This is a genomic window from Gramella sp. AN32, assembly GCF_023718305.1.
GTDB classification, from domain to species: domain Bacteria; phylum Bacteroidota; class Bacteroidia; order Flavobacteriales; family Flavobacteriaceae; genus Christiangramia; species Christiangramia antarctica.
The window spans coordinates 39,628-54,100 of record NZ_QEYO01000013.1 but is presented as its reverse complement, the minus strand read 5'-3'; the positions used below and the strand labels follow the sequence as shown (position 1 = coordinate 54,100).

Annotated in this window: 10 protein-coding genes; 6 read left to right on the top strand and 4 right to left on the bottom strand. The window is 37.1% G+C overall.

Features of this window, described 5'->3' with window-relative positions; translation table 11 throughout:
- Positions 1 to 131: 131 nt before the first annotated feature.
- Entirely contained in the window at positions 132 to 533 is a 402-nt protein-coding gene (locus DHD80_RS13815; RefSeq protein WP_251742042.1) for a response regulator, read from the top strand.
- Here the strand turns inward: DHD80_RS13815 and DHD80_RS13810 are convergent.
- A complete protein-coding gene (locus tag DHD80_RS13810; protein ID WP_251742041.1) occupies positions 502 to 1,614 on the bottom strand; it encodes an endonuclease/exonuclease/phosphatase family protein in 1,113 nt (370 codons plus the stop codon). The two genes, DHD80_RS13815 and DHD80_RS13810, sit on opposite strands and share 32 nt — an antisense overlap.
- 10 nt (positions 1,615 to 1,624) lie before the next feature.
- Positions 1,625 to 2,446, bottom strand: a complete 822-nt coding sequence (locus DHD80_RS13805) for a phosphatase PAP2 family protein (protein WP_251742040.1) — start codon at positions 2,444 to 2,446, stop codon at positions 1,625 to 1,627.
- 166 nt (positions 2,447 to 2,612) lie between these two features.
- On the opposite strand from DHD80_RS13805, the gene DHD80_RS13800 reads away from it, so the two are divergent.
- The 5 genes from DHD80_RS13800 to thrC all read left to right on the top strand — a co-directional run bounded on the left by DHD80_RS13800 (position 2,613) and on the right by thrC (position 10,210).
- A complete protein-coding gene (locus tag DHD80_RS13800; protein WP_251742039.1) occupies positions 2,613 to 3,743 on the top strand; it encodes a hypothetical protein in 1,131 nt (376 codons plus the stop codon).
- A gap of 9 nt (positions 3,744 to 3,752) precedes the next feature.
- A complete protein-coding gene (locus tag DHD80_RS13795) occupies positions 3,753 to 5,216 on the top strand; it encodes a magnesium chelatase (protein WP_251742038.1) in 1,464 nt (487 codons plus the stop codon).
- 326 nt (positions 5,217 to 5,542) lie between these two features.
- A complete protein-coding gene (gene thrA, locus DHD80_RS13790; RefSeq protein WP_251742037.1) occupies positions 5,543 to 7,990 on the top strand; it encodes a bifunctional aspartate kinase/homoserine dehydrogenase I in 2,448 nt (815 codons plus the stop codon).
- A 2-nt stretch (positions 7,991 to 7,992) separates the two neighbouring features.
- A complete protein-coding gene (locus tag DHD80_RS13785; RefSeq protein ID WP_251742036.1) occupies positions 7,993 to 8,913 on the top strand; it encodes a homoserine kinase in 921 nt (306 codons plus the stop codon).
- A gap of 1 nt (position 8,914) precedes the next feature.
- Positions 8,915 to 10,210 carry a threonine synthase gene (gene thrC / locus DHD80_RS13780; RefSeq protein WP_251742035.1) on the top strand — a complete coding sequence of 432 codons (1,296 nt, stop codon included), beginning with the start codon at positions 8,915 to 8,917 and terminating at the stop codon, positions 10,208 to 10,210.
- Here thrC and DHD80_RS13775 read toward each other — a convergent pair.
- Together DHD80_RS13775 and DHD80_RS13770 are read right to left on the bottom strand one after the other, a co-directional pair.
- Positions 10,203 to 12,209: a monovalent cation:proton antiporter family protein gene (locus tag DHD80_RS13775; RefSeq protein ID WP_251742034.1), complete on the bottom strand. Its 2,007-nt coding sequence runs from the start codon at positions 12,207 to 12,209 to the stop codon at positions 10,203 to 10,205. The genes thrC and DHD80_RS13775 overlap by 8 nt on opposite strands.
- Before the next feature lie 114 nt (positions 12,210 to 12,323).
- Positions 12,324 to 14,192 carry a peptidase M61 gene (locus tag DHD80_RS13770; protein WP_251742033.1) on the bottom strand — a complete coding sequence of 623 codons (1,869 nt, stop codon included), beginning with the start codon at positions 14,190 to 14,192 and terminating at the stop codon, positions 12,324 to 12,326.
- Positions 14,193 to 14,473: the final 281 nt, after the last annotated feature.

The following is a 14,473-nucleotide window of genomic DNA, read 5'->3' as shown; positions in this document are numbered from 1 at the left end:
CAACCAATAAGTATTTTCCGTAAATACTCATAAATAATCGATGATATACCGATTCTTTTTCTACATTGGAACATGCTTAAGTTGATAAAAAATTAAACCCAAAAATTATTGACCCCAAACTACCCTACAACATGATACGTACCTTAATTATAGATGATGATCATCTTACTATGATGCTTCAAAAGCGATTAGTAATAAAATGTGAACTTGATATAGATCCTTTTACCTTTTCCAATCCCTTAAATGCTCTGGAATTTTTGCAATCTGAAAATAGCGAAGATTCATTTCTAATACTTCTTGATATCAATATGCCTATATTGACCGGTTGGGAATTTCTGGAAAAACTTAAACTAATTCCCCATAATGATAAATATCACGTAGTAATGGCCACTGCATCAATGGATAGAAAGGATAAGAGAAAAGCTGCAAATGATAATCTTGTAATTGACTTTGTTGAAAAGCCACTTTCTGCCAGACATTGTGAAAAACTTAAGGGAATTGCTAAGCTAAGCCATCATTATATAGCCTGCTAGCATTTAGTCTCTGCATTAAAGGGTCGGCATTTTGTATTTTTTCTTCTGCCCATTCCTCTTCCTCTTCGTCAGCCTCGTCTGTATCTTCATTAAGAACTTCAGCACTGGGCTCGTAGTTTAAACTGATATACATAGGAAAATGATCTGACCCTATATGTCTTTCCCTGGCAATATCTATCAGGGTAAAATCTTTGGAATGGAAGACATGATCCAAAGGCCAGCGAAACAATGCATAATTTGCGTTAAATGTATTGAAAAAACCCCGTCCAATCCTTGGATCCATGAGTCCGCTTAACTTTTGGAAAAGTCGGGTAGTTCTTGACCAGGCCACATCATTTAAATCACCAAAAACAAGAATGGATTCCTTTTCTGGTTTTACATCCCGACCAACCATCAATAATTCGGCATCCCGATTGGTTGATGTCTCACTTTCCGTTGGGCTGGGTGGCATAGGGTGAAGGCAGTGGATTTTTACCATTTTCCCACTTCTTAATTCAACATATCCATGAATAGATGGAATATCTTCCTGAACCAGGTAATGAACCTTTATCTCGTGTAATTTCAACTTAGAATATAAATGCATTCCGTAAAGATTATCTAAGGGCACCTTTACGCAATGTTTGTAATCATCTTCAATTACTTCTAAGTGTTTTTCCCATTGTACATCTGTTTCAAGAGCTAATAAAATATCAGGATCACGATCATATACTAAGTCTATCAATTTTTGATATTTATTATTAGTAGTTAAAACATTACTAACTAAAATCGAGATGGTCGCTTTTGGATCTGTTCCTTTATATTTCAGAACCTGTTTTTTAGATAAGTAGGTATACGGAAATATTTTTTTAAACTGATAAAGAAGGCTACATGATAAAAGAATTACACCCGCATAATGCCAAACTTCAGAAAAATCTAAAAGGATAATCGAAAAAGCGATCACCAAAATAATCAAAAAACTAATTTGGATCCTGGGAAAGTCAAAACCTCTAACCCACCATTGATCATATCGTGTAAGCGAAGCCAAAGTGGGAATGCACATTAAAATAGTGAAGAAAAGAATTACAATTTCAACTGCGCTCATTAATGAGTTTTTAAAATTTGTAGGTTAATGAAACTCCTTTAGAATTTAAACCGGTTCCACCAATATTGTAGCTCGCAGTTGGATTAATTTCCACATTTTCATTCCCGACTTTATGTAATTCTGGTACTAAGATACCACAAGCCGCACCAATTCCAAAACCAATAATATTATCAGTTAAAAAATGTTTCCCAGATTCCATTCTTAAATATCCAACATAAGCGGGGACAGCGGCTGCACCAGCCCAAACATAAGGGACTAGAGGGGAGTCTGGATTAAAGTCCTGAAAAACTTTTGCTGTAAAGAAGGTAGCGGCAGCGGTAGCCGCAGTATGGCCTGCAAAAAATGAACGCTGGGCATCACCATTTACTCGTTCCTCAAAATCAAGATTGGTATTATAAACCAATGGGCGACTTTTTTCAACAGCTCCGGCAGTTATGGTGAAAAGCGCACCGGTAGTGGCCATAGTTTCTACAAATAATACGGATATCTGCCCAAAATTATTACGTTCATCTTCTCCAAGTAAGAACAGAATAGGAGTTGCAAATGATGCATAAAAAGGTATATAGCTAAGTTCATCTGCATCTTTATCGTAATTACCAGCCGCAAACCTGTCAATGGCCCATATGTCATCTTTGTCTAAATTATCTAAATCGGTCTGGGAAAGATCATCCTTATTCTGAATTAATAAAACTCCGGCAACATTTAATCCTACAGTTCCCGTGATATATAGACCATCCTTAATAAAATCAGTTGTGTACGGGGATTTTTTAGTTTGGGTAAATGAGGGGAAAGTGAAAAATAAAGAAAGAATTGTAATGAGCAATTTGTTCATTGGAAATTTTTTTCAAATCTCTTATATATTCAGAAAAGTCGGAAAGAATTAAGAAAAGAATAACAGGCAGTCATTAATATTTCAACTTTATAATTAACATAAGTTTACCTACACTAAGCCCTCGAAATCCTTTACCATCTCTTGAAAAAATGTTATTTTTAAGGTTATGGAAAAGAAGAATGAAAGAATATTAGGCGGTTTCATATTCAACAAATATGATAAGCCTGAAGAATCTCCTTTTGAAAAATTATTTGAAATTTTTAAAGAGATAATTACACATACTTCGGGAGATCTTGATGAGGCATTGGATTGGATGAAGCAGCTGGATAAGGAGTATAAACTTACTACTGAAGATTATACGCTGGAGGACTTTGTAGAAGATTTAAAGAAAAAAGGATACATTAAAGAGGAGATCGAAGATGGTGGAAATGGAGGAATGACAATAACTGCCAAAACCGAAAGAGCCATTCGCCAACAAGCCTTGGAACAAATTTTCGGAAAACTTAAAAAAGGAAATTCCGGGAACCATCGAACAAGCCAGATAGGAAGGGGAGATGAACATACGGGTGATTTTAGGAATTATCAGTTTGGAGATTCTTTAAGCCGAATATCCATGACTGAAAGTCTCAAAAATGCTCAGGTAAATCATGGGATTGGCGATTTTAATCTTACAGAAGATGATCTGGTTGTTGAAGAAACACACTATAAATCTCAAATGAGCACGGTCTTGATGATCGACATTAGCCATAGTATGATCCTTTACGGAGAAGATCGAATAACTCCTGCGAAAAAAGTGGCGATGGCGCTTTCAGAATTAATTACAACACGCTATCCTAAAGACACCTTAGATATTCTTGTTTTCGGGAATGATGCCTGGCCTATTTCCATTGCAGAATTACCCTATTTAAAAGTTGGGCCATACCATACCAATACGGTTGCAGGTTTGGAACTGGCTATGGATCTTCTCAGAAGAAAAAGAAATACCAATAAACAGATCTTTATGATCACCGATGGTAAACCAAGTTGTATTAGAGAGCGGGATGGAAGTTATTATAAGAATAGTATGGGACTGGATCCATATGTGGTGGATAAATGTTACAATATGGCCAGGCAGGCTAGAAAATTAAAAATTCCCATTACCACTTTTATGATCGCACAGGACCCTTATTTAACCAGGTTTGTTCAGGAATTTACTGAAGCTAACCAGGGAAAAGCATTTTATACAGGTCTTAAAGGTTTAGGGGAAATGATCTTCGAAGATTATGAATTGAACAGAAAAAAAAGAATTAGAGGATAAAAAAATTGTATGAAAATAGATAATATAAAAACTCTTGGTCAGCTAAAAGAAGCAGGATATGTTTCAAAATCGATCAAAGAAGAATTGAGGAGTAATTTAAAGGAAAAAATAAAAAAAGACGAACTCGCTTTTACAGGAATTCATGGATACGAAAATTCAGTGATCCCGCAATTGGAAAGAGCAATATTATCCAAACACAATATCAACTTGCTAGGATTAAGAGGTCAGGCAAAGACAAGGCTGGCGCGTTTGATGGTAAATTTATTGGATGAATATATTCCTGTAGTCCAGGGTTCAGAAATTAACGATGATCCCTTAAAACCAATAAGCAGGTTTGCCACTAATTTAATTGAAGAAAAAGGGGATGATACGCCCATTTCATGGATGCATCGTGATGAACGGTTTTTTGAAAAACTGGCCACACCAGATGTTACGGTTGCCGATCTTATAGGTGACGTAGATCCTATAAAAGCAGCAAATCTAAAACTTAGTTATGCTGATGACCGCGTGATCCACTTCGGAATGATCCCGAGGGCTAATCGAAGTATTTTTGTGATCAACGAGTTACCAGATCTTCAGGCGAGGATTCAGGTGGCCTTATTTAATATTCTGCAGGAAGGGGATATTCAAATTCGTGGGTTTAAATTGAGGTTGCCTTTAGACATGCAATTTGTGTTTACCGCAAACCCTGAAGATTATACCAATCGTGGAAGCATCGTTACTCCTTTAAAAGATAGGATTGGTTCTCAAATTTTAACCCATTATCCCGAAAGCATTGAAATAGCGAAAACAATAACCGCTCAGGAAGCAAAGCTAGACGATCGCCAGGCAGAGATGGTGTATGTCCCGGAACTTGCCAAAGATTTGTTGGAACAAATTAGTTTTGAAGCACGCGATAGTGAATATATCGATCATAAAAGTGGTGTTAGCGCCAGGATGAGTATCACTGCTTTTGAAAATCTTTTAAGCACTGCTGAAAGAAGATCCTTGAAAAATGGTGAAGAAAAAACGATACTCCGTTTTAGCGATTTTTTGGGAGTAATTCCGTCAATTACGGGTAAAGTAGAACTGGTTTACGAAGGGGAGCAGGAAGGCGCGGCATTTGTTGCCATGGAATTGATTGGAAGTGCTACCAAAACGCTCTTTGACGAATATTTTCCGAAGATCGAAAAATTGAAAAGGCCAGATGAAACTACGCCGTATGATGATTTAGTGGAATGGTTTTTCGAAAGTAGCGGTTTTGAACTGCCAGACGATCTTTCAGAGCAGGAATATAAAGAAAAACTGGATTCTGTAGATCCATTACAAAAGCTTATAGAGAAATATCAACCGGAAGTAGATGCAAAAGAGAAATATTTCATGATGGAATTTATTCTCTGGGCTTTGGTAGAATATAAAAAATTGAGCAAACAGCGGTTTGCCAAAGGATTGCAATTTAAAGACTTATATGGAAGTTATATTAGCGGTTTATAAAGTAAACTAGTAGATTCTTATTAAACCGTCGTTATTTTTAGAATATCGGCGATTATTTTTTTTATAACTGAAATATCCATAATAATTCAACTCTTCGCCCTTTAAATTTTTAATTCACAAATTAAATTGCCTAATTTTACCTCTGAATCAATTCAAAAGGTGAATTCAAATTTATTAAATAATAGCACAATCTTTACAGGAATAACTTCTGGCATTTTAGCCATGGCTATTATTACAGGGATGACCCCTTTGGGGTAGATGCTATATAATTTCCGTCCAAACCTATATTCAATTAATTTTATTAATCAATTAAAACAATTTCAGTTATGCATATTCTGAAATTTGGTGGTTCATCCTTAGCTTCTTCTGAAAGAATCAAACTTGCCGCTAAAACCATACAAGAACACTTAAAAAAAGATTCAGTAATAGCCGTATTTTCAGCATTTGGGGGCGTTACCAATGACCTGTTACACATGGCCGATCTGGCCGCTGCGGGCGATGAAGAGTTTAAAAAGATTCTGGAAACAAACGAAAAAAGACATTTAGATGCGGCAAGGGAATTAGTTCCTGTCACTTCACAAAGCGGTATTTTAAGCAGAATAAAAAGTGAGTTTAATAGGTTGGAAACTTTATTTGAAGGTGTTTTTCTCTTAAATGAACTTTCAGAAAAAACCAAACACGTCATTTCCGGTTATGGTGAAATTCTGAGTACGGCAATAATTTCTGAATATTTCAAAAGCCTTGGAGTTTCGACTGAATTGGTGGATTCCCGTGAACTAATCGTTTGTAAAAATATCCATGAAAAGGTTTTTGTGAATTATGAAAAAACGAATCAAAACCTACAGGAATATTTTAGTGCTAAGCAAGTAGAGCTTTTTGTTGTTCCCGGTTTTGTGGCCAAAAACGATCTGGGTGTACCTAGTACCCTGGGAAGAGGAGGTTCAGATTTTACGGCTGCGATCATTGCCGGTGCTTTACAAACCGAAAAAGTTTGGATCTATACTGATGTAAATGGAATGTTTACGGCCAATCCTAATCTCGTTCCACATGCCTATAGTCTAAAGAATATTTCTTACGAAGAAGCCATGGAATTGTCCCATTTTGGGGCAAAGGTGCTTTATCCACCAACGCTACAACCGGTTCTCGACAAGAATATTGAAATTCACATAAAAAATACCTTCGACCCTGATGAAGAAGGCACCCTAATTTCCAAATCCAGTGAAAAGAATTTTCGCTGGGTTACCGGGATCACCCATATAGATAGTATCAAATTACTAAATATTGAGGGCAGTGGCATGGTTGGAATTTCAGGATTTTCCAAGCGTTTTTTCGAAGTGCTGTTTCAGCAGAATATTAATGTTGTGCTCATCACGCAGGCTTCTTCTGAACATAGTATTTGTATCGCGGTAAAAGATCTTGAAGCTGAAGCGGCAAAAGAAGCGATTGATGAAGCTTTCGAAAATGAGATTAAAGCCAAAAAAATCAAACCCGTTCAAATTGAAGATGAAGTAGCCATTATTGCGCTGGTGGGGGACAGGATGAAAAGTCACCATGGATTAAGCGGAAAAATGTTTAGCGCACTGGGGAACAATAATATCAACATACGTGCGATCGCTCAGGGTTCTTCGGAAAGAAATATTTCTGCGGTCATTTCCAAGGCCGATGTTACGAAAGCTTTGAACACCTTACATGAGCAATTTTTTGAAGTACCCTCTAAAGAACTCAACCTTTTTATAACTGGGGTTGGGAATGTTGGAAGCCGCTTAATGGGGCAAATTAAAAAGCAGGAGGCTTATCTTCTTGATAAATTACGGTTAAAGATCAGGGTTTTGGGGATTTCAAATTCCAGAAAAATGCTTTTTGATGAAAATGGAATTGATCTCGACAATTGGGAATCTGTTTTAAATGAAGGTGAAAAAGCTGATAAATTGGAATTTTTTAACCGCGTGAATACGTTGAATTACCGTAACTCTATTTTTGTTGATAATACCGCCAGTCCGGAAATTTCAGGCTGGTATAAAAATTATCTGGCCAATTCTATTTCCGTAGTGACCTGCAATAAGATTGCGTGTGCAGATGCGCTGGAAAATTATCAGAATTTACAGAATCTTTCTCGTGAATATGGAGCTTCATTTTTATATGAAACCAATGTTGGAGCTGGATTACCCATAATTGATACGCTACAGAATCTGGTAAATTCAGGAGATCGAATTATTAAAATTCAGGCGGTGCTTTCAGGAAGTTTGAACTTTGTTTTCAATAACTACGATACCACGCAACCCTTTTATAAAGTTGTGGAGCAGGCGATGAAAGAAGGATATACGGAACCTGATCCAAAAATTGATCTAAGCGGTGTGGATGTTGCCAGAAAGATTTTAATTCTTGCCCGTGAAAGCGGACTCGAACTTGAGCTGGATGATATTGAACGGGAGGATTTTCTTTCCCAGGAAAGTTTAAATTCTCAAAACAATGAGGAGTTTTTTAGAATACTGGAAGCTGATGAAAATGTATTTCAGGAGATCTATGAAAATGCGAATAATAACCATGCGGAATTAAAATATGTTGCGCAGTTGGAAGATGGAAAAGCAAAAGTTGGTTTGCAGGAAGTTGGTGCGACACATCCATTTGCCAATTTGAGCGGTAGTGACAACATTGTGTTGTTCTTTACAGATCGTTATCCAGAACAGCCTTTGATTGTTAAAGGTGCCGGTGCAGGAGCCGAAGTAACAGCATCAGGGATTTTCGCAGATATCATTAGAATCGGAAAAAAATAAGCATGAAGGAAATTAAAATTTTCGCCCCGGCAACTGTGGCAAATCTTTCCTGCGGTTTTGATGTACTGGGTTGTTGTCTTGATAGTGTGGGTGATGAAATGACCATTCGCAAAAATGATCTTAAAAAAGTTAGGATCACCAAAATTAGCGGACAAGATCTTCCCATGGAAACCGATAAAAATGTGGCCGGTGTGGCTGTATTGTCCCTGCTGGACCATTTAAATGAAAACCAGGGTTTTGATATTGAAATTGATAAAAGAATAAAACCCGGAAGTGGCATTGGAAGTAGCGCGGCAAGTTCTGCCGGAGCTGTTTTTGCGGTAAATAAACTTTTAGGAGAACCCCTAAAGCACAAGGAATTGGTTCAATTTGCCATGAAAGGTGAATTTTTAGCCAGTGGGAATGCGCATGCAGATAATGTTGCCCCGGCATTACTCGGTGGCTTTAATTTAGTGCGATCTTATGAACCTTTAGAAATTGTAAGCCTTCCAACTCCTCATGAACTAAGAATGGTCGTTTTGCATCCCTTAATTGAAATTAAAACCAGGGATTCCCGGGCGATAATCAAGCAAAATGTAAGTCTGAAAAAAGCAATAAATCAGTGGGGAAATTTAGCTGCATTTGTAAGCGCTTTGTATACTGAGGATTATGCGCTCATGGGAAGAAGTTTAAAAGATGAAATTGTGGAACCGGTAAGATCGATCTTAATTCCATTTTTTGAAGAGTTAGAAAAAATATCTTCGGAACAAGGTGCTTTGGGATTTGGAATTTCAGGCTCAGGACCTTCAGTTTTTGCCATGTGCAAAGGAGATGAAGTTGCCGCAGAAGTTTACAAATCATTTAAAAAATTCTATAGTTCCAAGGAAATCGAATTCGATATCCACGTTTCAGAAATCAATAAAACCGGAGTGAAAATTTTATAGTATGAAGTATTTCAGTCTAAATGACAAAAGCCATATAAGCAATTATGAAAATGCGGTGATTCGGGGACTTGCTCCCGATAAAGGTTTATATTTTCCTCAAGAAATCAGGAAATTACCTGCTACTTTTTTTAACGAGTTACAGCATTTATCTTCTGAAGAAATCGCTTTTGAAGCCATTAAATCGTTTGTGGGAAATGAAATTCCTGAAAATGAATTAAAAGGGATCATTTCTCAAACTCTCGATTTTGATTTTCCAGTTGCAGAGGTTGAAGAAAATGTGGGGACATTGGAACTTTTTCATGGCCCCACGTTGGCCTTTAAAGATGTGGGTGCCAAATTTATGGCGGGAAGCCTGGGCTATTTTATAAAAAAAGGTGATCTGGGAAAAATTACTGTTTTAGTGGCCACCTCGGGTGATACTGGGGGAGCTGTGGCAAATGGTTTTCTGGATGTAGAAGGGATAGATGTGGTGATCTTATATCCAAAGGGAAAAGTAAGTGAAATTCAGGAGAAACAATTAACGACTTTAGGCCGGAATATTAAAGCGCTTGAAGTTAACGGCGCTTTTGATGATTGCCAGGATATGGTAAAAAAAGCATTTCTTGATGAAGAAATCACTTCAAAAAGTAAATTGACCTCAGCCAATTCTATTAATGTTGCGAGATGGTTACCGCAAATGTTTTATTATTTTTTTGCTTATAAACAACTTCAGAAAAGAGACCAAAAATTGGTGTTTTCAGTGCCTAGCGGGAACTTTGGAAATATTTGTGCAGGAATGCTGGCCAAAAAAATGGGGCTTCCCATTGATCATTTTATAGCCGCCAATAATGCGAATAATTCGGTTACTGAGTATTTAGATTCTGAAATTTATAAATCTAAACCAAGCATTCCTACAATAAGCAATGCGATGGATGTAGGGAATCCAAGCAATTTTGTTAGGGTACAGCAATTATTTGAAAATAGCTTCCCTCATTTAAAGGAAAGCCTGTCATCTTATAGTTTTACTGATGAGGAAACCAGAGAAGCAATGCAGCGTGTTTTTGAAAAGACCGGATATGTAATGGATCCACATGGTGCAGTTGGCTATTTAGGCTTAAAGAGATTCCAAAAGGAAAATCCTGATTATTATGGGGTTTTTCTGGAAACAGCGCATCCCGTGAAGTTTTTGAATACAGTTGAAAGTACAATTGATCAAAAAATCCAAATTCCGGGTTCTATTCAGCAAATTATGGGAAAGAGCAAAGTTTCGAAAGAAATCAGCAGTTATGAAGATCTAAAAAATTATCTGCTTAATTAGTAGAAACAATTCGGTTAAGGTGATTGATATTTCGGGCATTTCCGAATAAATAAAGCAGGTCTCCCTGTTCAATTTTTGTTTGTTGATTTATTTCCCCCAAAAATTTTCGATCTCTTTGAATTGCCAAAATGGTCACATGATAATTTTTACCGATGCCCGATGATTTAATACTTTTTCCCACAATATTTTTGTTATTCATGGATACCTTGATCGTGGCCATTTCTTTATTCGGAATATTTAAATCATGAAGTCCAGGCGAATGTGGATTTTTCTTCATGGTGGTTAACATCTCGTAGTTCGCGTTCCTGATTTGTTGTGTAAATTCCTGAATTTCATAAAAAGGAACCAAATACTTTTTAAGCACCCGGGTAAAAATTTCAATAGAAGTTTCAAATTCTTCAGGAATAACCTCATCTGCGCCCAAACGAATCACTTCTTCCATTTCCTTAATGTATCGGGTACGCACAATCACATTCGCGGTTTGTGTAAACTGGCGGATATTGATCAGGATTTTTTTTGTAGCCTCCGGATCTGAAATAGCTAATACAACCACCCTGGCATCCTGTACGTGTGCATGCTTTAAAATATTGATGTTGGTAGCATCACCAAATATGACTGGCTCTTCACGCTCTTTTGCTTTCTCAAAACTATCCGGATTATTATCTAAAATCACATAAGGTATGTCTGCTCTTTTCGCCGCACGCGCAATGTTGGTACCATTAATCCCATAGCCCACAATAATCAAATGGTCATGCAGATTTTCTTCTGAAAATTCTTCTTCAGCCTGAGTGCTTTTCTTGATATTTTCCAGTCTTTTTCGTACTGCTGAAGGAATTGGAGCTTTAAGAATGGCATAGGTCATTTTTGGCGCATAAGAGATCAAAAATGGTGTAATGGCCATGGTAATGATTGAAATTGCCAGGAAATACTGATAAATATTTTCGGGAATAATTTCACTATTTTTTCCAACAGTAGATAAGAGAAGGGAAAATTCACCCACCTGAAAAAGGCTGAAAAGGACCATAAAAATGGTTCTTGCCGTATATCTTAAAATCAACGCGGTCAAACCCACAATGAGCATTTTCAGCAGAACAACTCCAATGACGAGCAGGAGAATATTCAGAATATTCGAAAAGAAAAAATCCAGGTTTAGAAGAGTTCCTACAGAGATAAAAAAGAAACTAATAAAAATTTCACGAAAGGGTAGCACGTTCGCAGTTGCCTGATGGCTATAATCTGATTCAGAAATAATAAGCCCGGCAAAAAAGGCACCTAAAGCAAGGGATAAACCAACGGCTGAAGTCAGCCAGGCGACTCCGAAGCAAAGCACCACGATCATCAAAATAAACAATTCCTGATTTTTGGTTTTTATGACCCATCCAAAAAGTTTGGGAACGACAAAACGCGCCAACAAATAAACCAGGATTAGGACAAGTACAATTTTTAAGAACATGATCCCCAAGGTTGTAAGCAGGTTGGGTGTTTCACCAGCCAGCAAAGGAGTGACCAGCATCATAGGCACTACAATAATGTCCTGAAAAATTAAAATCCCCAACGCGATCCTGCCATGAGGGGAACTAATTTCCCCTTTTTCCTGAAGCAGTTTTAGTACGATGGCGGTACTGCTCAAACTGAATAAGAATCCAAGGAAAACCGATGTATTCCACGGCAAACCTATAAACATTGAAATTAGGATTGTCACCAATATAGTTCCCCCAACCTGAAGTGTTCCTCCAATGAGTATGATCTTTTTGATTGCGGCAAGACCTTTTAACGACAACTCAATTCCAATAACAAAAAGAAGGAAAATGATCCCGATTTCAGAGAGCATTTCTACCTCGTGTTGGGAACTAATAAGATTGAAGGCATGAGGCCCTGCAATGATTCCCGCTAATAGAAAACCAAGAATAGCCGGCAATTTTAATCTTTGAAAAACTAAAATAATCAGCATCGAAAGGCCGAGTATTAATACAATATCCTTTAGAATTGGTATTTCCATTTTAGTTGGTTTTCAAATTTAAAGATAGTAAGAAGCCTGCTTCCTGAAGCTTTTTAAAAATAAAAAAAGCGGTAGAATTGCTACCGCTTTTATAAGAATAGAGATGGAATGAGATTAACCTTTTAACCAGGCATTTCTAATTTCCATTTGATCACTGTCTACGTTTTTCTTTTCGATCACTTTTAGATCTTTATCCATAGGAGTGATCGTTTTTCCTTCAAGCACTACTTCTTCACCGTTTCTTATAAGGGTCATTTTAATGGTATCACCTTCCTTCCATTCCATACTGGATTGGATTAAAGGATATACATTTTGAATAGTATATTCAGTTCCATTAACCGATTTTAAAGTATCTCCCCCTTCAACACCAAGTTCAGAAAGGAAAGTATTTAATTTAATATCATCCCTGAAGACTATTTGGCTGGTTTCTTTGTTGGCTGTGATATAAGGTGTTTGTCCTTTTAAGAAATATCCAACTTCGCTCATTACCTGAGCTTCTTCCAATCCTGCTTTAGCAAAGAACTCATAATAGGGGATTGGGGTTTGCCCGGTTACGTAAGAATCGAAAAAGTCCTGAATTTCAGGATAGGTTAGCGCCACGATATCTGAAATTAACTGATCATCTTCGAAAGGTTTGTTTTTTCCATATTTCGCGCTGAGTTTCTTCATAAGGTCAAGAATTCCCTTTTTCCCGCCACTTAACTCACGCAGTCTAATATCTAAGGCCATTCCAATTAAGGCACCTTTTTGATACACATTATAATAACTATCCTTGTATTCATCTGTCAGGATATTTTTACTCATCAGGGTAAAGGGCACGGTATCATCAAAATTCTTGGCGATATTTATCTTTTCGATCATTCTATTATAAAACTCCTGATTGCTGATGAGGCCTTGGTTTACCTGAAAAAGATTGGCAAAATATTCCGTAACACCTTCATACATCCATAAATGTTGTGACATTTGAGGATCGTTGTAATCAAAATAATGGATTTCGTTCGAATGAACGCTAAGTGGGGTAATAATGTGGAAAAATTCATGGGATACAATATCCGTTAAACTTTTTTCCATGGCCGCCTGTTCCATTGTTTCCGGCATCACCACTACCGTAGAAGTATGGTGCTCTAAAGCGCCAAAATTACCCGCATCATTTTGTCCGGGAGTTGCAGCAAGATAGATGAGGATCGCATATTTATTGGTGCTGTTGATATTACCCAAAAATTTCTTCTGGGCCCTGATCATTTTTTCCATCGCCGGTTTTAAACCTTCCGCAGAAAATTTCTTATTTGGAGAATATACATCAATTAACACCTGCATATCCTGAACCATGAAACTTGTTGTGTCTGGCGCAGCATACATAATAGGATTATCGGTTACTTCAAAATATCTTTTAAGATTGTAAATATCGGTTTTAGAAGTCCCCGTCTCATTATTCATAGTCTGGCTAACCGTAAGCGAAGTTCCGGGGATTAAATCTGCCGGTCTTTGAATTTCCAGGCGGTATTCCTTCTCGGTCATGTCTTTAAAATATCCAACAAAACCATGTAGGTTTAAAAGGAAATTTTTTCCTGCAGTAATATTGGTTCCGGCCATCGAGTAAACATTACCTTCTTCTTCCCAGTCGAAAGTATCATTTACCATATACATTACTTTATCCAGTTTATCGGCATTTGCAATAGTCCAGCTGTTATCATCAACTTTTACTGCGGGCAATTCTTTTCCTTTATAATCCAAAGCTTTAAACCCTTCGGAAAATCTTCCGTAGTTATCTGTAGAATAAGTACCGGGAACAGTTTTGGGAATATAGAATGTGGTAGTTTCCGTAGTAAATTTATCAGGATCTACAGTTACCCAAACTTTATCATCCTGGACATCGATTAAATTGATGCTGGCCACAACCGGTTGTTCGGGCTGCACAATATTTTGGGTTTTACATGCAAAGAGTGAGGTGATTGCTGCGAATCCCACTATTATTTTTTTCATAGAAATAAGCTTATTTTTTTATTAGACTGCTAAGGTCATAATATGTTACATACCAACAAAATCAAACGACTTTAAAATAGAATATTGTTGAGGCTTTGTTAACTAAAATATAAGGTGCTAAACAAAATACTAGAGTAGAAGGTAAGTAATGCTCGATATATTAGGAGGCAAGAATATCAAGCATTTTTGAAGATTCTTAGCCTTAAGCTGCCCTGGAAATGACAACTTTCAGTAAATACTTAAAAAGACGCCAATGGGCGCCTTTTTATTTGAAACTAAAC

Bases quoted from the DNA above. Each gene is read 5' to 3' on its own strand.
- DHD80_RS13815 (WP_251742042.1), top strand. From the start codon at position 132: ATGATACGTACCTTAATTATAGATGATGATCATCTTACTATGATGCTT.
- DHD80_RS13810 (WP_251742041.1), bottom strand. From the start codon at position 1,614: ATGAGCGCAGTTGAAATTGTAATTCTTTTCTTCACTATTTTAATGTGC.
- DHD80_RS13805 (WP_251742040.1), bottom strand. From the start codon at position 2,446: ATGAACAAATTGCTCATTACAATTCTTTCTTTATTTTTCACTTTCCCC.
- DHD80_RS13800 (WP_251742039.1), top strand. From the start codon at position 2,613: ATGGAAAAGAAGAATGAAAGAATATTAGGCGGTTTCATATTCAACAAA.
- DHD80_RS13795 (WP_251742038.1), top strand. From the start codon at position 3,753: ATGAAAATAGATAATATAAAAACTCTTGGTCAGCTAAAAGAAGCAGGA.
- thrA (WP_251742037.1), top strand. From the start codon at position 5,543: ATGCATATTCTGAAATTTGGTGGTTCATCCTTAGCTTCTTCTGAAAGA.
- DHD80_RS13785 (WP_251742036.1), top strand. From the start codon at position 7,993: ATGAAGGAAATTAAAATTTTCGCCCCGGCAACTGTGGCAAATCTTTCC.
- thrC (WP_251742035.1), top strand. From the start codon at position 8,915: ATGAAGTATTTCAGTCTAAATGACAAAAGCCATATAAGCAATTATGAA.
- DHD80_RS13775 (WP_251742034.1), bottom strand. From the start codon at position 12,209: ATGGAAATACCAATTCTAAAGGATATTGTATTAATACTCGGCCTTTCG.
- DHD80_RS13770 (WP_251742033.1), bottom strand. From the start codon at position 14,192: ATGAAAAAAATAATAGTGGGATTCGCAGCAATCACCTCACTCTTTGCA.